The organism is Microbacterium hydrocarbonoxydans (genome assembly GCF_023715885.1).
GTDB lineage: Bacteria > Actinomycetota > Actinomycetes > Actinomycetales > Microbacteriaceae > Microbacterium > Microbacterium hydrocarbonoxydans_C.
Genome location: NZ_JAMBOY010000001.1, coordinates 271092 through 289088, shown reverse-complemented (window position 1 = coordinate 289088; position 17997 = coordinate 271092). Strand labels below are relative to the sequence as shown.

General features: G+C 69.6%; 16 protein-coding genes. 11 read left to right on the top strand and 5 right to left on the bottom strand.

The window, feature by feature from the left end; genetic code table 11:
- The first annotated feature begins 56 nt into the window (after positions 1-56).
- The 6 genes from M3195_RS01275 (at position 57) to M3195_RS01250 (ending at position 5345) form a co-directional block, all read left to right on the top strand.
- Positions 57-260, top strand: a complete 204-nt coding sequence (locus M3195_RS01275) for a cold-shock protein (RefSeq protein ID WP_050723174.1) — start codon at positions 57-59, stop codon at positions 258-260.
- 179 nt (positions 261-439) lie between these two features.
- A complete protein-coding gene (locus M3195_RS01270) occupies positions 440-1465 on the top strand; it encodes an iron-siderophore ABC transporter substrate-binding protein (protein WP_251584454.1) in 1026 nt (341 codons plus the stop codon).
- 26 nt (positions 1466-1491) lie between these two features.
- On the top strand, positions 1492-2535 hold the full coding sequence (locus M3195_RS01265) for a FecCD family ABC transporter permease (protein WP_251584452.1): 1044 nt from the start codon (positions 1492-1494) through the stop codon (positions 2533-2535).
- Between the two features lie 5 nt (positions 2536-2540).
- Complete coding sequence (locus tag M3195_RS01260) at positions 2541-3602, top strand: FecCD family ABC transporter permease (RefSeq protein WP_251585317.1); 1062 nt, start codon at positions 2541-2543, stop codon at positions 3600-3602.
- Positions 3599-4399 carry an ABC transporter ATP-binding protein gene (locus tag M3195_RS01255; protein WP_251584450.1) on the top strand — a complete coding sequence of 267 codons (801 nt, stop codon included), beginning with the start codon at positions 3599-3601 and terminating at the stop codon, positions 4397-4399. The genes M3195_RS01260 and M3195_RS01255 overlap by 4 nt, the downstream gene beginning before the upstream one ends.
- Complete coding sequence (locus M3195_RS01250; RefSeq protein ID WP_251584448.1) at positions 4389-5345, top strand: siderophore-interacting protein; 957 nt, start codon at positions 4389-4391, stop codon at positions 5343-5345. Before M3195_RS01255 ends, M3195_RS01250 begins: the two co-directional genes overlap by 11 nt.
- A 107-nt stretch (positions 5346-5452) precedes the next feature.
- On the opposite strand, the gene M3195_RS01245 is transcribed toward M3195_RS01250, so the two are convergent.
- Complete coding sequence (locus M3195_RS01245) at positions 5453-6295, bottom strand: alpha/beta fold hydrolase (RefSeq protein WP_251584446.1); 843 nt, start codon at positions 6293-6295, stop codon at positions 5453-5455.
- A 96-nt stretch (positions 6296-6391) separates the two neighbouring features.
- Between M3195_RS01245 and M3195_RS01240 the strand changes: the two genes are divergently transcribed.
- Both M3195_RS01240 and M3195_RS01235 read left to right on the top strand, forming a co-directional pair.
- Positions 6392-6970: a TetR/AcrR family transcriptional regulator gene (locus tag M3195_RS01240; RefSeq protein ID WP_251584445.1), complete on the top strand. Its 579-nt coding sequence runs from the start codon at positions 6392-6394 to the stop codon at positions 6968-6970.
- Between the two features lie 72 nt (positions 6971-7042).
- Complete coding sequence (locus M3195_RS01235) at positions 7043-7840, top strand: tryptophan-rich sensory protein (protein WP_251584443.1); 798 nt, start codon at positions 7043-7045, stop codon at positions 7838-7840.
- A gap of 174 nt (positions 7841-8014) precedes the next feature.
- Here M3195_RS01235 and M3195_RS01230 read toward each other — a convergent pair whose 3' ends face one another.
- Positions 8015-8683: a response regulator gene (locus M3195_RS01230; protein WP_308211561.1), complete on the bottom strand. Its 669-nt coding sequence runs from the start codon at positions 8681-8683 to the stop codon at positions 8015-8017.
- A complete protein-coding gene (locus M3195_RS01225) occupies positions 8680-11196 on the bottom strand; it encodes an ATP-binding protein (protein ID WP_251584441.1) in 2517 nt (838 codons plus the stop codon). Before M3195_RS01225 ends, M3195_RS01230 begins: the two co-directional genes overlap by 4 nt.
- A 152-nt stretch (positions 11197-11348) precedes the next feature.
- On the opposite strand from M3195_RS01225, the gene M3195_RS01220 reads away from it, so the two are divergent.
- Complete coding sequence (locus tag M3195_RS01220; protein ID WP_251584439.1) at positions 11349-12527, top strand: SLC13 family permease; 1179 nt, start codon at positions 11349-11351, stop codon at positions 12525-12527.
- A gap of 339 nt (positions 12528-12866) precedes the next feature.
- On the opposite strand, the gene M3195_RS01215 is transcribed toward M3195_RS01220, so the two are convergent.
- Positions 12867-14942, bottom strand: a complete 2076-nt coding sequence (locus M3195_RS01215) for an APC family permease (RefSeq protein ID WP_374209299.1) — start codon at positions 14940-14942, stop codon at positions 12867-12869.
- 103 nt (positions 14943-15045) lie between these two features.
- On the bottom strand, positions 15046-15405 hold the full coding sequence (locus tag M3195_RS01210) for a nuclear transport factor 2 family protein (RefSeq protein WP_251584437.1): 360 nt from the start codon (positions 15403-15405) through the stop codon (positions 15046-15048).
- A gap of 120 nt (positions 15406-15525) precedes the next feature.
- Here M3195_RS01210 and M3195_RS01205 point away from each other — a divergent pair, with 120 nt between their 5' ends.
- Together M3195_RS01205 and M3195_RS01200 are read left to right on the top strand one after the other, a co-directional pair.
- Positions 15526-16224, top strand: a complete 699-nt coding sequence (locus tag M3195_RS01205) for a GTP pyrophosphokinase (protein WP_096713865.1) — start codon at positions 15526-15528, stop codon at positions 16222-16224.
- Positions 16225-16397: 173 nt separating this feature from the next.
- On the top strand, positions 16398-17966 hold the full coding sequence (locus M3195_RS01200; protein WP_251584435.1) for a molybdopterin-dependent oxidoreductase: 1569 nt from the start codon (positions 16398-16400) through the stop codon (positions 17964-17966).
- The last annotated feature ends 31 nt before the right edge of the window (positions 17967-17997 follow it).

The following is a 17997-nucleotide window of genomic DNA, read 5'->3' as shown; positions in this document are numbered from 1 at the left end:
GATCCGGAGCGGCACAGGTCGCTTCAGCGGCCGTATCAACAGAAAGTAGAAAACACATGGCCACTGGCACTGTGAAATGGTTCAACGCGGAGAAGGGCTTCGGCTTCATCGCACCTGATGACGGTTCGGAAGATCTCTTCGCTCACTACTCGGCTATCGCCGGCTCCGGTTTCAAGGAGCTCCGCGAGAACCAGAAGGTCGAATTCGACGCTGAGCGTGGCCCCAAGGGCATGCAGGCGGCGAACATCCGCGCTCTCTGAGCACGCGCTGACTTCCTGAAGCCGGTCGGATCCGCACGGATCCGGCCGGCTTTCTGCATTCCTCCGTCGACGCTCGAGATGAGGGTCGCCTTACTTTCTGTTAGATTAGGCCAGGCTTACCAAAGCCCTGGCGCCCCTTCGTGCGCCGCACCCTCCATCTCCAACCGAAGGGAACGCCTGTGCGCACCTCCCGTCTCCTCGCCGCCGGTGTCGCCGCGGCTCTCGCCGTGGGCCTCGCTGCCTGCTCGACCCCGTCCGGTGGCGACTCCGACTCCGCCGGGAGCAACCCGGCCGACGACGGTGCCTTCCCGGTCACCATCGAGCACGTCTACGGCGAGACCACGATCACCGAGAAGCCCGAGCGCGTCGCGACGGTGGCCTGGGCGAACCACGAGGTGCCGCTGGCACTCGGCATCGTGCCGGTCGGCATGAGCAAGGCGACGTGGGGCGACGACGACGACAACGGCATCCTGCCCTGGGTCGAGGAGAAGCTCGACGAGCTGGGCGGAGAGGCTCCCGTGCTGTTCGACGAGTCCGACGGCATCGATTTCGAAGCCGTGGCCGACACGCAGCCCGACCTCATCCTCGCCTCGTACTCCGCGCTGACCCAGGAGGAGTACGACACCCTCTCCAAGATCGCGCCCGTGGTCGCCTACCCCGACATCCCCTGGGGCACGACCGTCGACGAGATGATCGAGATGAACTCGAAGGCCCTCGGCCTCGAGGACGAGGGCGAGGCGCTCGTCGAAGAGCTGAACTCCGAGGCGACGACCGCCCTCGAGGCGCAGGGCGACCTCAAGGACAAGAAGGCGATGTTCTTCTTCGTCGACCCGACCGACCTCAGCCAGATCGGGTACTACACCCCGATCGACCCCCGCGTCGGCTACCTGAACGAGCTCGGGATGCCGCTCTCGTCCCTGCTCGAGGCGGACGCCGACACCGACCAGTTCTACCTGCAGGTCAGCGCCGAGGACGCCGCGAAGTTCGATGACGTCGACCTCATCATCACGTACGGCGACGACTCCACGCTCGCCCTTCTGCAGGGCGACCCGCTCCTGTCGAAGATCCCCGCGATCGCCGAGGGCCGCGTGGCCGTGCTGCCGGATTCCACCCCGCTCGCCGCATCGGCGAACCCGACGCCGCTCTCCATCCCGTGGGGCATCGAGAAGTACTTCGAGGCCCTGGCTGCGCCGCTCGCGCAGTGATCGCCGGTACCACCCCGCTCTGACTCGTGACCGCTGTCACCGCTCCCGCGCCGGGCATCGCAGACCTGCGACGCCCGGCGTGGGTGCGTACCCTCTGGCTTCTCGTCGGAGTGGGGGTGCTGCTCGTGCTGTGCGCGCTGTCAGTCAGCTTCGGGGTGAAAGCCGTCACGCTCGACGACATCGGCGCAGCGTTCTCGGGGCACGCCGACACGATCGCCGAGGCGGCCGTCGTCAAGCGCATCCCGCGCACGGTGCTCGCCGTGCTGGTCGGCGCCGCGCTCGCGCTCTCGGGAGCCACCATGCAGGCCGTCACCCGCAACCCCGTCGCCGACCCCGGCATTCTCGGAGTCTCCAACGGCGCGTCCTTCGCCGTGGTGCTCGGCCTCGCCTTCCTCGGCATGACGAACCCGTACGGACAGATGGCGCTCGCCATCACCGGCGCCGCGCTGGCAGCCGCCTTCGTGTACACGGTGGGCTCGCTCGGCCGCGGTGGAGCGACCCCGCTCAAGCTCGCCCTCGCCGGAGCGGCTACCTCGGCGGCTTTCGCCTCTCTCATCAGCGCCGTCATGCTGCCGCGCGTCGACCTCCTGCAGGCCTTCCAGTCGTGGCAGATCGGCGGGGTCGGCGGTGCGGAGTGGCCGCGCATCGCGCTCACGGCCCCGGTGCTCGCGCTCGGCGCACTCATCTGCCTGGCGAGCGCGCGCGGCATGAACTCGCTCGCGCTCGGCGACGACATGGCCAAGGGGCTCGGCGAGCACGTCTTCCGCACCCGGCTCGTGTCGGCGCTCGGCGCCGTGATCCTCGCCGGCGCGGCGACCGCGATCGCCGGTCCGATCGGATTCATCGGACTCGTCATCCCGCACGTGTGCCGGATGCTCGTCGGCACCGACCACCGCTGGCTGCTGCCGTTCTCGGCGATGGCGGGTGCCGCGCTGCTGCTCGCGAGCGACATCGTCGGTCGGGTCATCTCGCCGTCGTCGGAGGAGATCCAGGTGGGCATCATCACCGCGGTCATCGGCGCGCCGTTCTTCATCTGGATCGTCCGCCGTCAGAAGGTGCGTGAGCTGTGAGCACCATGGATCGCACCGCTCCCGCCCAGACCACGTCACGCGACCGCGTCACCGCGATCATCGCCGGCCGTCGCGCCCGGCACCGCCGCCACGCCGTCGCGACGATCGTCCTCGGCGCGCTGCTGCTCGCGCTGTTCGCGCTCGCGCTCATGGTCGGCAACACGTTCTATCCGCTCGACGCCGTCGTGCGCGTCATCCTCGGCGAGACCGTGCCCGGCGCCTCGTTCACGGTCGGGGAGCTCCGCCTGCCTCGGGCCGTGCTGGCGATCCTCGCCGGCATCGCATTCGGCATGGCCGGCGTCTCGTTCCAGACGCTGCTGCGCAACCCGCTCGCCTCCCCCGACATCATCGGCATCTCGAACGGCGCCGGCGCCGCCGCCGTGATCGGCATCATCGTGCTGTCCCTCGATGGTCCGCTCGTCTCGCTCATGGCGCTCGGCGGAGCGCTGCTCACCGCCGGAGCCATCTACCTGCTGTCGATCCGCGGCGGATTCGCCGGAACGCGGCTGATACTCATCGGTATCGGCGTCTCGCTGATGCTGCAGAGCGTCATCTCGTACGTGCTGTCGCGCGCCGCGTCGTGGGACATCCAGACGGCGATGCAGTGGCTCACCGGCAGTCTGAACAACGCCTCGTGGGAGCGCGTCGCCCCGCTCGCGATCGCGGCGCTCGTGCTCGTGCCGCTGCTGCTGGCGCAGGGCCGTGCGCTCGGCGCGATGCAGCTCGGCGACGACTCGGCGTCCGGTCTCGGGGTGCGGGTGAACACGACCCGCGTGCTCTGCATCCTCGGCGCCGTGGCCCTGCTCGCGTTCGCCACCGCCGCCACCGGACCCATCGCCTTCGTCGCGTTCATGGCGGGGCCGATCGCGGCCCGACTCACAGGCCCCGGGGCGAACCTGCTGCTGCCCAGCGCGTTCGTCGGTGCCGTGCTCGTTCTCGGCAGCGACCTGCTCGGCCAGTTCGCGTTCGGCGAGCGCTACCCCGTGGGTGTCATCACCGGCGTGCTCGGCGCCCCGTACCTCATCTACCTGCTCGTTCGCACCAATCGCTCGGGAGGCTCTCTGTGACCGAGTCGCACACCCTGACGGCGGAGTCCGTCACGCTCGCCTACGGCGACCGCACCATCATCGAGAGGCTCGATCTCGCCATCACCCCGGGCAGGATCACGACGATCGTCGGCGCGAACGGATGCGGCAAGTCGACGCTGCTCCGGTCGCTCGCGAGACTGCTCTCGCCCACTGACGGTCAGATCGTGCTCGACGGAAAGTCGGTGCACGCCCGACCGACCAAGGAGGTCGCGCGCATCCTTGGTCTGCTGCCCCAGTCGCCCGTCGCGCCCGAGGGCATCGCGGTGGCCGACCTGGTGGGTCGCGGTCGGCATCCGCATCAGAAGATGCTGTCGCGGTGGAGCACACACGACTACGAGGTCGTGGCGGATGCCCTCGCGGCCACCGGCACCACCGAGCTCGCCGACCGCAGCGTCGACGAGCTGTCGGGCGGGCAGCGTCAGCGCGTGTGGATCGCGATGGCCCTCGCCCAGGAGACCGACATCCTGCTGCTCGACGAGCCGACCACGTTCCTCGACGTCGCGCACCAGGTCGAGGTGCTCGACCTGCTCACCGACCTCAGCGTCTCGCGCGGCACGACCATCGTGATGGTGCTGCACGACCTGAACCTCGCCGCCCGCTACTCCGACGAGCTCGTGGCGATGAAGGACGGCCGCGTGCACGTCACGGGCACGCCGCAGGAGGTCGTCACGGCCGAGCACGTCGAAGAGGTCTTCGGCCTCGCGAATCAGATCACCACAGACCCGGTATCAGGAAAGCCGATGGTCACGCCGATCGGGAGGCACCATGTCCGCTGAGACCACCACCGAGCGTCCCACCTACGTGCTGGCGCGCGCCGAGGTGCGTGCGGTCGACCGCGTCTCGCCGAACTTCGTGCGCGTGACCTTCGGCGGTCACGAGCTGTTCGAGTTCGGAACCCCGGGGGACGTGTTCGACTCGCGCATCAAGATCGTCTTCCCCCCGGCATCCGGTGTCCTGCCCGACCTCGACCGCGACACCGACAACTGGTGGGCCTCGTACCTGGCCGTACCTGAGGACGAGCGCGGCTCGATGCGCACGTACTCGGTGCGCGAGCTGCGGGTGACGGATGCCGGCACCGAGCTCGACGTCGATTTCGTACTGCACCTCGCGCCCGGGCTCTCCGGACCCGCGTCGCGGTGGGCCGACGCGGCCGCAGTCGGACAGGAGCTGTTCATCGTCGGGCCGCGGCGCGGCATCCCCGCCTCCGCGCACGGGGGAGCGGAGTTCGAGCCGGGCACCGCAGCATCCGTCGTGCTCGCGGGCGATGAGACGGCCGCGCCGGCCATCGCGCGGATCCTCGAAGACGCTCCGCGTGACCTTCGTGGCTGTGCGTTCATCGAGGTGCCGTCCGAGCACGACGTGCTCGCCATCGACGCGCCAGCGGGCTTCGAGGTGCGGTGGCTGCCCCGCACGGACGAGCAGGCCCACGGTCTGCAGTTGATCCCGGCGGTGCTCGAGTACCTCGGCGACGCCGATGCCGGCGACGACGTCGACGTGACCGACATCGAGTCCGAGGATCTGCTGTGGGAGACCCCCGACTACTCCGGACTCGGGGAGGAGATCGCGGTGGCGGAGGCCCCGGCCGAGCGGTACTTCTGGATCGCCGGGGAGAGCGGCGTCGTGACCACCCTGCGCCGCCACCTCGTGAAGGACCTCGGGATCGACCGCGGGCAGGTGGCCTTCATGGGCTACTGGCGCCGCGGCGTCGCCATGCGCGGCTGAGTCCGGCGGCGGATGCCTGGCCCGAGATCAGGAACAACGCCCGAGATCAGGTGAATTCTGCGCGAATCCTCCTGATCTCGGGCGTATGTCCTGTTCTCGGCGCGGTATTACTTGGTGAGGAAGCCCTTCAGGGCGGCGTTGACCTCGTCGGCGTGGGTCCAGAGGAGGCCGTGGGGCGCGCCCTCGACCTCGACGTACTCGGCCTCCGGCACCGCCTGGTGGAACCGGCGAGCGGTCGCGTCGATCGGCAGGATGTTGTCCTTCGTGCCGTGCAGGATCAGGGTGGGCTTGCCGGCGGCGGCCACGGCCTCGACGTCACCGCGGAAGTCCTCGATCCAGGCGGGCACGACGGCGTAGGCGGCGACCGGCGCGCTGCCGACGGCGACGTTCCAGCTGCCGGTCACGGCCTCCTGGCTGATGCGAGAGCCGAGGTTCTCGTCGAGGTTGTAGAAATCGTTGTAGAACTGGGTGAACCACGCGAAGCGGTCGCCCTTCGCGGCGGCGGCGATCCCGTCGAACACATCCTGCGGCACGCCCTCGGGGTTGTCGTCACGCTGCACGAGGAACGGCTCGAGCGAGGCGAGGAATGCGAGCTTCGCGACGCGCTCGTGACCGTACTTGGCGACGTAACGGGCGAGCTCGCCCGTGCCCATCGAGAAACCGACGAGCACGACGTCGCGCAGGTCGAGCGTCTCGAGCACCGTGTTGAGGTCGGCGGCGAAGGTGTCGTAGTCGTAGCCGGCGTTCACCTTCGACGAGCCGCCGAAGCCGCGGCGGTCGTACGTGATGACGCGGTAACCCTGGTCGAGCAGTTCGCGGGTCTGGCGCTCCCAGCTGTGGCCGTCGAGCGGATAGCCGTGGATCAGGACGACCGGCTGACCCGATCCCTGGTCCTCGTAGTAGAGCTCGATCGGGGTGCTGTTCTCGTTTCCGACGGTGATGTAACCCATGATCCTGATCCTTTCGGTTCTGGTGAGAACGATCGTTCTCGCTCGATGTGTTCAATCTAGAGAACGTTCGTTCTCATGTCAAGTAAACTCTTGGACATGACCGAAGAAGAGGCTCGGGAGCGCATCCTCTCCGCCGCGGAGGAGCTCTACTACCGCAAGGGATACGCGGCCGTGGGCATGGACGAGCTGCGCGCGGCGTCCGGCGTGTCGTTGCGCCGGCTGTACGCCCTCTTCCCGGCGAAAGCCGACATCGTCACCGCCGTGCTCGCCCGTAAGCACGGGGAGTGGGAGTCCGGACTGACCGGTGCGGTGGTGGATGCCGGAGCTGATCCGCGCGACCGCCTGCTCGCCGTCTACGGTTACCTCGAGGACTGGTTCTGCTCCGACGGCTTCCGCGGCTGTGCGTTCATCAACGCCTTCGGCGAGCTCGGCGGCACGAATCCCGAGGTCGCCGAGATCGTGCGCGAGCACAAGGCGTCGTTCCAGCGTTACATGACGGGACTGGTGACGGATGCCGGGGCGCCGGCCTCCCTCGCCGCGCAACTGTCGATCCTCGCGGAGGGCGCGCAGAGCACGGCTGCGATCTCCGGTGACTCGTCCGTCGCGGTGCAGGCGCGGGATGCCGCCGAGGTGCTGATCGACACCGCGGTGCGTCAACCACCCGCATTTAGCTAGCCAGGCTAGACGTTAGCCAAGCGAGAGTCAAGGCTCTGGCTGACGGCTCGGCTGGCGCGTACCGTGCCCAGCATGGAATCCCGCTCGAAGGACATCATCCGTCAGGCCGTGACCATAGCCGCGGCCGTCTTCATGTTGATCGCCGCCACCGTCGGGTCGGGTGCAGTCGGGGGCACGTCCGTCGACGAGCTGCAGAACGGCGCGCTCTCCGCATCCGGCTCGTACCTCGCGCCGGCCGGCCCGGCGTTCTCGATCTGGTCGCTCATCTACCTCGGACTCATCGCGTACACCGTGTGGCAGGCGCTGCCCGCGCAGCGCGACAACGAGCGTCAGCGCACGGCGGGATGGTGGATCGCCGCGACCATGGTTCTCAACGGTCTGTGGCTCGTGACGGCGCAGTTCCTCACCCTGCCGCTGACTGTGCTCGTCATCGCGCTGCTGCTCGCCGCTCTCGCCCGGGTCATGGTGCTTCTCAACCGCCACAGCCCGCGCACCTGGCCTGAGCGGATCGTCGTCGACGGCGCCAACGGCCTGCACTTCGGCTGGGTCACGATCGCGACCGTCGCGAACGCCGCGGCCTGGCTCACGCAGACCGCCCCGGCGGACTGGGCGGATCAGGCCGAGGTCTGGGCCGTCGCCGTGCTCGCCGTCGTCCTCGTGATCGGGGTCGCCAGCGCGCTCGTGCTGAAGCGGATCGCCCCGTCGCTCGCCACCGCCTGGGGACTCTCGTGGCTCGCGGTCGGACGCCTCACCGGCGAACCCGACAGCACGGTCACCGCGATCGCGGGAATCGTCGTCGCCGCCGCGCTCGTCCTCGCCGGTGTCGTCGGCGTGCTGCGGCGCCGCCGCGCGGCATCCGTCTCCCGCTGACCCGCACGCGCGTCGGCTGACCCCCGCGCCCGCGGCGCCCCTCCGGCGCGTGACGTTTTCGGCCCGAGTCAACTTCTGCGGCCGCTGCGGCGCTTTACGGCCGCCAAAGTCACCCAAGGCCGCAGAAGTTGTCGGCGCGTCAGCGCTCCGCAGCCGCAGCAGCGCGCTCCCCCCTCAGAGAACGAGTCGGTAGCCCATCCCCGACTCGGTCAGCAGGTGCTCGGGCGACCCGGGCTCGCGCTCGAGCTTCTTGCGCAGCTGCGACATGTACAGCCGCAGGTATCCCGAGTCGGCGACCTGCTCGCTGCCCCAGATCTCCTTCAGCAGGTCCTGCCGGGTGACGAGGGCGCCGGGATGCCGGGCGAGATGCTCCAGCATCCGCCACTCGGTGGGCGTGAGGTGAACGCGCGCGCCCGAGCGTGTGACGGTCTTCGTGGCGAGGTCGACGACGACGTCTCCGAAACCGACGGTGGATTCCCCGGCCGGCGTCGCTCGTCGCGACAGCGCGCGCAGCCGGGCGAGCAGCTCGTCGACCTGGAACGGCTTGGTCACGAAGTCGTCGGCGCCGGCGTCCAGCGCCTCGACCTTGTCGGCGGAGCCGGTGCGCCCGGAGACGACGATGATGGGCACGCTCGTCCATCCGCGCAGGGCCTGGATGACCTCGATGCCGTCGAGCTGCGGCATCCCGAGATCGAGCATGATCAGGTCGGGGTGCGATGCCGCGGCCGTCGCCACAGCCGCGGCTCCATCGGCTGCGACCACCACCTCGTAGCCGTGCGCCGCCAGCGTGATGCGCAGCGCCCGCACCATCTGCGGGTCGTCGTCGGCGATGAGCAGCTTCACTCCGTGCCCTCCGTGTCGGCGCCGACGAGCGGCAGCGAGATCACCATCGTGAGTCCACCGCCCGGGGTGTCCTCCGGTGTCAGGCTACCGCCCATGCCCTCGGCGAATCCGCGCGACAGAGCGAGCCCGAGCCCGAGCCCGGTGGTGTTGTCGGTGTCGCCGAGCCGCTGGAACGGCTGGAAGATCGCATCCCGATTCTCGGTCGGGATCCCCGCGCCGCGGTCGATGACCCGGATCTCGGCTCGGTCGTCGATCGCGCTGGTCGACACGAGCACGCGGCTGCCGTCCGGCGCGTGGCGGCGGGCGTTCGCGACCACGTTCACGAGCACGCGCTGCAGCAGCACCGGGTCGGCGGTCACCGCGGGGAGGTCGGGGTCGAGTGCCAGCTCGACGTCGCTCGGACCGAGGCCGAGCTCGTCGACCGCCGCGAGCACGGGGTCCGCCACGTCGATCGGCATCGCCGACACCGCGAGTACCCCGGCCTGCACCCGGCTGACGTCGAGCAGATCGGTGACCAGGGCCGTCAGCGTCGCGAGACTCTCGTCGGCGGTCGCCAGCAGCTCCTCGCGATCGGATGCCGACAGCGCGTGCGCCCCACGGAGCCCGCCGATCGCGGCGACGGCCGAGGCGAGCGGTCGCCGCAGATCGTGGCTCACGGCCGACAGCAGCGCCGTGCGCACCTGATCGGTCTCGGCGAGGGCCACGGCCTCCCGCGCCGTCGCCCGCAGGTCGGTGTGCTCGATCGCCGCCGCGAGCTGCGCGACGATCGCGTCGAGCAGTCGCCGGGCCGGGCTGTCGAGGGGTTCTCCGCTGAGCTCGAGGACCGCGGGTGATGCGCCGCCCACCGCGACGCGGGTGACTCGGCCGTCGGGCACGGGTTCGCCGTCGCTCGCGAGCACCTCGCCGTCGGGTGTCAGGAGTCGCACGCCCGCCAGTCCGAAAGCCTCTCGCGTGCGGCTGACGAGGGCGAGCACCGCGTTGTCTCCGCGCAGCACGTTCCCCGCGACGGCGGCGAGCAGCTCGGCCTCCGCGGCGGCGCGCTGCGCGGTGCGGGCACGTCGGGCGGCCTGATCGACGATGATGCTCACGAGCACGGCGATCAGCACGTACAGTGCCAGCGCGAGCACGTGCAGGGGGTGCGCGATCGTGATGGTGAACAGCGGCGCGACGAAGAGCAGATCGAGGGTGATGCCCGAGAGCACGGCGGCGAAGACGGCCGGCCCCAGGCCGCCCACGAGCGCCACGACCACGACGAGCAGCTGGTAGGCGAGCACCTCGGCCGTGATCGACTCGGGGCTGCGGAACGTGAACATCACCCACGACAGAATCGGCCCGACGACGAGCGCGACCGCGAATCCGAGCACCTGTCGGCGCCAGCCCAGCGCGCCGCCGGTGATGCGCGGCAGACGCACGCGGTTGCCGGCCGCGGCGTGCGTGACGATGTGCACGTCGATGTCGCCGGAGCGGCGGATGACCTCGGCGCCGATACCCGGTCCGGTCAGCGCGGCGGCGATGCGACCGCGTCGGCTGACCCCGATCACGAGCTGCGTCGCGTCGACGCTCTGTGCGAACTCGACGAGGGTGCCAGGGATGTCGTCGCCGACCATCTGGTGGAACGTCCCGCCGAGCGACTCGACGAGCGACCGCTGCGCCGCGAGAGCACCCGGCGTCGCGTCACGCAGTCCGTCCTGCGCGGCGACGTGCACCGCGAGCAGTTCGCCGCCGGCGGCGCGCGCCGCGATCCGCGCACCTCGGCGCAGCAGCGTCTCGCCCTCGGGGCCGCCGGTGAGCGCCACGACCACGCGCTCCCGCGCCTGCCAGGTGCTCTCGATGCCCTGATCGGCGCGGTAGCTGCGCAGTGCCGAGTCGACCTCGTCGGCGAGCCACAGCAGTGCGAGCTCGCGGAGCGCCGTGAGGTTGCCGAGGCGGAAGTAGTTCGACAGCGCCGCATCGACGCGCTCGGCCGGGTAGACCAGACCGGCGGAGAGACGGTCGCGCAGCGACTCCGGGGCGAGGTCGACGACCTCGATCTCGTCCGCAGCCCGCACCACGGCATCCGGCACCGTCTCCTGCTGAGCGACCCCGGTGATCTTCTGCACGACGGCGCCGAGGGACTCGATGTGCTGCACGTTCAGCGTCGTGACGACGTCGATGCCGGCATCCAGCAGCACCTCGACGTCCTGCCACCGCTTCGCATTAGTCGACCCCGGGGCGTTGGTGTGGGCGAGCTCGTCGACGAGCGCGATCTCGGGATGCCGCGCGAGCACCGCCTCCACATCCATCTCCGTCACCGGCATCCCGCGATGCAGGGCGGCGCGAAGGGGTACCTCGGGGATGCCGGCGGTCAGCGCCCTGGTCGCTGCGCGCTCGTGGGTCTCGACGAGCGCGACCACGACGTCGCGGCCCTCGTCGAGCATCCGTCGTCCCTCGGAGAGCATCTCGAACGTCTTGCCCACCCCGGGGGCTGCGCCGAGCAGGACGCGGAGCCTGCCGCGCGTGCCGGATGCCGCCATTCGCCCTCCCGCTCATCGGCGCGGATCGGGCTCGGTCGTGCGCGTTCGCTCCTCGCCGAGGAATCCCCGGTCCCGCCCTTGAATCCTAGACTCCGCGCCGTCGGCTCTCGGCCGGTGACGCGATCCGCCCCTCCGGGCCGTACACTCACGAAGTGAGCGCGACGCGACGACGGCTGGGACCGGGCATCATCATCGTCCTGGTGCTCGTCGCGGTCGCCGCGATCTGCCTCGTCTTCGGCATCCTCCCCGCGTCGGACGCCGGGGCGCTCGGCGCGCGGATCGCACCCGTTCTCGGATTCGTCGTGGCGATCACCATCGTCGCCGAGCTGGCGCGCGATGCGGCGGTGTTCGACGTCGTCGCGCAGCGTCTCGCTCGCTGGGGACGCGGACGCGTCATCGCACTCTGGGCCTCGGTCGTGCTGCTCGCTGTCGTGAGCACGGTGTTCCTGTCGCTCGACACGACCGCGGTCATCGTCACGCCGGTGGTCGTCGTGCTCGCGCAGAGCATCGGCGTCTCACCGATCCCGTTCGCCCTCGCGACCGTGTGGCTCGCGAACACGGCATCCCTCGCACTGCCCGTCTCGAACCTGACGAACCTGCTGGCGGCTCCGGCGATCGGCGCGTCACCGGCATCCTTCCTCGCGCTCAGCTGGGCGCCGACGCTCGTCGGCATCATCGTGCCGGTCGCCCTGCTCACGATCGTGCACCGCCGCACGCTGTTCAGCGGATATCGGATGCCGTCGGCTGCCGCCGCGTCCGACCGCGTCCTGTTCTGGGGAGCCGCGGGAATCCTCGTCCTCCTCATGCCCCTGCTGGCGCTCACGCACGACGTGTGGATCCCGGCGACCGTCGCCGCGGTGCTGCTCGTGACGCTGTTCGCCGTGCGCCGACGCCACGTGCTGCGCCTGTCTCTCGTGCCGTGGCAGGCGATCGGACTCGCGACCTCCCTGTTCGTGCTCGTCGAGACGGCGCACGCGAACGGCATCCTCGATGCCCTCTCCGCCCTTGCGACCGACGGCCACGGCGTGGGCCAACTGCTCGGACTCGCCTCGGTCGGAGCGCTCGCCGCCAACGGGGTGAACAACCTGCCCGCGTACCTGATCCTCGAGCCGGCGGCATCCGATCCTGTCGCCCTGATGGCGTTGCTGATCGGCGTGAATCTCGGGCCGCTGATCACGCCGTGGGCGTCGCTCGCGACACTCCTGTGGCATCACCGGGTCGTGTCGCTGGGTGTCGAGATCCGCTGGCGGGACCTGATGCTCTGGGGCGCGGCCGTGGCCGTGCCGACCGTGTCGGTCGCGACTCTCGTGCTCGCGCTCGTCGCCGGCTGACCTCGATCAGCGCGCCGATCCGTCATTCGGGTCGCACTTCGTGCCGTGTTGCGCCGCCCGTCGGTCATTCGGGTCGCACTTCGTGCCGTGTTGCGCCGCCCGTCGGTCATTCGGGTCGCACGTCGTGCCGCGCAGATCCCCTACGAACGGCACCTTCTGCGACCGGAGCGGAGGCGGGCGATCGCGACCTGGCCGCAACTGCGCCCGGAAGGTGGGCTCGGCCCGGAAGGTGGGCCTGCGTCGCGGAAGCCCGGCCACGTCGCGGATGCCGGCCACGGCCACGGCCCCGGCCACGGCGGCGGCGCGGGCGACGGCGCAGGCGCGGCCCACGCACGGCCCTCAGGCCTCGGGCGGACCCTCCGGCCGGTGCGCGCGGCGCCCGTTCACGACGACCGGTCGACCGGCGCGCTCCTGTCCGGGAAGCGGACGCGACCGGCGCCCGTAGATGAGCTCCGACGAATCGAGCAGCCAGGGCACGAGCGTGATCGTCACCCCGTGCACGAGCATGAGCTGGTTGGCCATGCGGCGGGCGCGGCGGTTGTGCAGGAACGTCTCCCACCAGTGCCCGACGATGTACTGCGGCAGGTACACCGTCACGACCGAGGCGCCGTGCTTCGCCCGGTACTGCTTGATGAACTGCGCCACCGGCTGCGCGAACGCGCGATACGGCGACTCCACGATCACCAGCGGGATCGGCACGAGGTGGTCGCGCCACTCCCTCTGCAGCTCGGCGACGTCGTCGGATGCCACGGCGACGTGCAGACCGATCGTCTTGTCGTGCTTCGCGGCGACCGCATAGTCCACGGCCTTCGCGACCGGCTTCTGCAGCCGGTTGACCAGCACGATCGCCAAGTCGCCCGTCGCCCCGAACTTCGTCGTGTCGTCGATCGCGATCTCGTGCTCGACGTCGCGGTAGTACCGCTTCACCCCCATCATGAGGAACGCCAGGATCGGGATGGCGAAGAACACCAGGTATGCGCCGTGCGTGAACTTGGTGATCGTCACGATCACCAGCACGAGCACCGTCAGGGTCGCGCCCGCGGAGTTGATGACCAGCCCGACCCTCGCCGAGCGGCGGTCGGATGCCGAGGCGCCGTCGACTCCGGCATCCTTCGACGTCTCCGCAGGCCCTCGCAGCACGCGCCGCCAATGCCGGACCATGCCGATCTGTCCGAGCGAGAACGACACGAACACGCCGATGATGTACAGCTGGATGAGGGTCGTGAGCCGCGCCTGGAAGACCACGAGCACGGCGATCGCGGCGATACCGAGCACGATCATGCCGTTCGAGAACACGAGCCGGTCGCCGCGGGTGTTCAGCGACTTCGGCGCGTAGCCGTCGCGGGCCAGCACCGACCCGAGCAGCGGGAAGCCGTTGAAAGCGGTATTGGCCGCGAGGAGCAGCACGCAGGCGGTCGCCGCCTGGATGATGAAGAACAGGATGCTGCCGCCGCCGAACGTCGCCGAGGCGATCTGCGCCATGAGGCTCGGCTGGGGATTGGAGCAGTCGAAGCCGACCAGGTCGCAGGGGTTCTCGGCGTAGTGCACGCCGGCGATCAGCGCGAGGGCGGTGAGCCCGGCGAACAGGCACGCGGCGATCGACCCCATGAGCACGAGGGTGGTCTGGGCGTTGCGGATCTTCGGCGTGCGGAAGGCGGGCACGCCGTTCGACACGGCCTCGACGCCGGTGAGGGCGGAGCATCCGCTCGAGAAGGCCCGGAGGATCAGGAGGATCACGGCCGCCTGCCCGAGGTCCTCCGAGTGCACGGCGAACTCGGCGCTCGACGCCACCGGCGCATCTCCGAGGACCGTTCGGATCAGCCCGGTCACGATCATGAAGCCGACCGAGCCGATGAAGACGTAGGTGGGGATTGCGAACACGAGCGACGCCTCGCGCACCCCGCGCAGGTTCACGATGATGATGAGGATCACGAACCCGACGGCGAGCTCGACGCGCAGCGGGTCGAGACCGGGAACGGCGGAGATGATGTTGTCGACGCCCGATGAGACCGAGACCGCGACCGTCAGCACGTAGTCGACCAGCAGCGCGGCCGCGACGACGACGCCCGGGATCTCGCCGAGGTTCTTCGACGCGACCTCGTAGTCGCCTCCGCCCGACGGGTAGGCCTTGATGAGCTGCCGGTAGCTCAGCACCACGACGATGAGCAGCACGACGACCGCCGTCGCGACCAGCGGCGTGAAGGAGAGGAAGGTCAGACCGCCGATGAGCAGGATCATCACGAGTTCCTGCGGCGCGTAGGCCACGGAGCTCAGCGCGTCCGACGCGAAGATCGGCAGCGCCATCTTCTTGGGCAGCAGCTGATCGTCGACCTGCTGGCTCGTCAGCGGTTCGCCGATGAGGATGCGTTTGGCGAGCGGAGGAGCGTCCGTGGTCTCGCGTGATTCATCTGACACGTCGGGCGACTCTACGCCCGCTGACGCTTCGCTTACGTCATCCTCACGGAATCCCTACGGCGCGCCGTGCCGCCCTAACGGAATCCTCACGCCCGCGGCGCCCTCAGTCCTCGTGCGGACGCGGCATGTACCACTCCGTGAACTCGGTCGCCCGGCCGTCGGCATCCAATCGCACGATCCACAGGTTGAGGTAGTGGCGCTCGGAGGGGTACTTCGTGCGGCCCTCGACGGCGACGAACCCGGCATCCTCCCGGACGATCCACCACTCGAACGACCAGGTGCCCGGGTCGTCGAGGTCGTCGAGCCAGCCGGTCACGATCGCCTCGCGTCCGACCCGAGGCTCCGCGTCCGGACTGGTCAGGTACCGCGCGTCGTCGGTGAAGAGCGCGCCGATCTGGTCGGGGTCGTTCGACCGCCACGCCTCGACGTACGCGTGCGTCCACTTCTCGCCTGGGCTCGTCATGTGCTCCGTTCTAGACCGGTCGGCCGATGCGGTCAAGGGTGCGCGATGGTGTCAGGTGCGCGACACGCGACATCGGAGATCCACAGCCCTTTCCGATCACGAACGCGTAACGTCGGAGCCATGACGTCCCTCCAGGTCACCGATGACGCGATCCAGCAGACTCGGGAGCTCCGCGACGAATTCCAGCGCTTCCTGAGGGAGTACGAGTTCGGGATGCGGGAGGTCGAGACGAAGATCGGCATCCTCCGCGACGAGTTCACGCATCACCACTCGTACAACCCGATCGAGCACGTCAAGAGCCGCCTGAAGACGCCCGACAGCATCGTCGAGAAGATCGCCCGCAAGGGGATCGAGGAACCCGACTTCGAGCGAATCCGGGCGGAGATCACCGACATCGCCGGCGTGCGCGTCACCTGCAGCTTCGTCGCCGACGTGTACCGTCTGTTCGATCTGCTCACCGCGCAGGACGACGTGACCGTCCGCACCGTCAAGGACTACATCGCCCAGCCCAAGGACAACGGATACAAGAGCCTGCACGCGATCATCGAGGTGCCGGTCTTCCTCTCGACCGGAGCGCTGTCGGTGCCGGTCGAGGTGCAGTTCCGCACCATCGCCATGGACTTCTGGGCCAGTCTCGAGCACAAGATCTACTACAAGTTCTCGAACCAGGTGCCCTCGCACCTCGTCGAGAGCCTGACGGATGCCGCGGAGGCCGCTGCCGAGCTCGACAGCCGCATGGAGCGCCTGCACCGCGAGGCGCACGGCGTGCCCCGGCGCGAACTGCCGCCGCCCCCGCCGCCCCACGTCGTGCAGGTCTGAGGCTCGCCCCGGCCGGGTTGCCCGGGCGGGCAACTTCTGCGGCCTGGGGTCGCTTCTGCGGCCAGTAGATCCGGCCATGGCCGCAGAACGCGACCATGGCCGCAGAAGTTGCCTCGGCATCCGATCCTCCATCTGCTCCGAACAGGGTGAGACACACGGTGGAGGAGTGCATCATGGCGCAGCGCAGCACGCAGGGAGGCAAGCGGTTCTTCGCCTGGGCCGCTCTGGCCGGACTCGTCAGCGGGGCGGTGTTCCTCGCGGTGGCCGAGCTGTTCGCCCTGATCCTCGCGCGGTCGGCGAGTCCCGTCCTCGCGGTCGGCGGATTCGTCATCGACATCGTGCCGCAGCCGTTCAAAGAGTTCGCGATCGCGACGTTCGGCGAATACGACAAGATCGCCCTGCTCGCGGGCCTCGGTCTGGCCGTCGTGATCGCATCGGCGGTGGGCGGCATCCTCGAGTACGTGCGTCCGCCGCTCGGCGTGGTCGTCATCGTGATCGCCGGTGCCCTTTCGACCGCCGCGGTCGTGACCCGCGCCGGCGTCAGCCCCCTCGGCTTCCTCCCCCCGCTGCTCGGAGCCGCCGCCGGAGCCGTCATCCTCGTGATGCTGTCGCGACGTCTGCGCGCCTGGAAGGCCGCTGTCATCCCGGCCGACGGCCAGGAGGCGCCGAAGGCGATGGGCCGTCGTCAGTTCTTCCTGCTCGCCGGCATAGCCGGAGCGTCCGCCGTCATCGTCGGCGTCGCGTCTCGCGCCGTGAGCATGGCCGTGACCTCGGTCGAGGCGATCCGCGACAACCTCACGCTGCCGAAGCCGAAATCGACCGTCACGATCCCGAACGGCGCCGAGCTCGACATCGAAGGGATCAGCCCGCTGTTCACCCCGAACAAGGACTTCTACCGCGTCGACACCGCGCTGACGGTGCCGACCGTCGACCCCGAGACATGGCGACTCGTGATCGACGGCATGGTCGACGAGCGCGTGGAGATGAGCTTCCAGGACCTGCTCGACATGGGACTCGACGAGTACGTCATCACCCTCACCTGCGTCTCGAACGAGGTCGGCGGCGAGCTCGTCGGCAACGCGAAGTGGCTCGGCGTGCCGGTACGGGACGTGCTGAAGAAAGCCGGCGTGAAGGGGGATGCCGACATGGTGCTCTCGAAGAGCGTCGACGGGTACACGGCCAGTACCCCGCTGTCGGCCCTGACCGACGACAACCTCGACGCCATCTTCGCGGTGGCCATGAACGGAGAGCCGTTGCCCCCGGAGCACGGCTTCCCGGTGCGTATGGTCGTGCCGGGCCTGTACGGCTACGTCTCGGCGACGAAGTGGGTCACCGAGCTCAAGGTCACGACGTTCGAGAAGGACGAGGCGTACTGGACCCCGCGCGGGTACAGCGCAGAGGCCCCGATCAAGTTCTCGTCGCGTATCGACACCCCGAAGCTCGGCGCGGCGGTCGACGCAGGCAGGATCGCGATCGCCGGAGTCGCGTGGGCGCAGACGGTCGGCATCGAGCGCGTCGAGGTCAGCATCGACAACGGCGACTGGACGCCGGCCACCCTCTCGGCCCCCGTCAACGAGAACACCTGGGTGCAGTGGTTCCTCGAGTGGGACGCGACACCCGGGACCCACTACGTGGCCGTGCGCGCCGTGAACAAGAACGGCGACCTGCAGATCGAGGACCGCGCGCCCATCGCCCCTGACGGATCGACCGGCTGGCAGCGTTCGCTGATCCGGGTCGCCTGAGCCGTGCGCGGCGGGTGGCCTGCGCCTAGGG

What these genes read in the sequence shown, in the direction of transcription:
- M3195_RS01275 (WP_050723174.1), top strand. Translation starts at nt 57, where the DNA reads ATGGCCACTGGCACTGTGAAATGGTTCAACGCGGAGAAGGGCTTCGGC.
- M3195_RS01260 (WP_251585317.1), top strand. Translation starts at nt 2,541, where the DNA reads ATGGATCGCACCGCTCCCGCCCAGACCACGTCACGCGACCGCGTCACC.
- M3195_RS01250 (WP_251584448.1), top strand. Translation starts at nt 4,389, where the DNA reads ATGTCCGCTGAGACCACCACCGAGCGTCCCACCTACGTGCTGGCGCGC.
- M3195_RS01245 (WP_251584446.1), bottom strand. Translation starts at nt 6,295, where the DNA reads ATGGGTTACATCACCGTCGGAAACGAGAACAGCACCCCGATCGAGCTC.
- M3195_RS01240 (WP_251584445.1), top strand. Translation starts at nt 6,392, where the DNA reads ATGACCGAAGAAGAGGCTCGGGAGCGCATCCTCTCCGCCGCGGAGGAG.
- M3195_RS01235 (WP_251584443.1), top strand. Translation starts at nt 7,043, where the DNA reads ATGGAATCCCGCTCGAAGGACATCATCCGTCAGGCCGTGACCATAGCC.
- M3195_RS01225 (WP_251584441.1), bottom strand. Translation starts at nt 11,196, where the DNA reads ATGGCGGCATCCGGCACGCGCGGCAGGCTCCGCGTCCTGCTCGGCGCA.
- M3195_RS01210 (WP_251584437.1), bottom strand. Translation starts at nt 15,405, where the DNA reads ATGACGAGCCCAGGCGAGAAGTGGACGCACGCGTACGTCGAGGCGTGG.
- M3195_RS01205 (WP_096713865.1), top strand. Translation starts at nt 15,526, where the DNA reads ATGACGTCCCTCCAGGTCACCGATGACGCGATCCAGCAGACTCGGGAG.
- M3195_RS01200 (WP_251584435.1), top strand. Translation starts at nt 16,398, where the DNA reads ATGGCGCAGCGCAGCACGCAGGGAGGCAAGCGGTTCTTCGCCTGGGCC.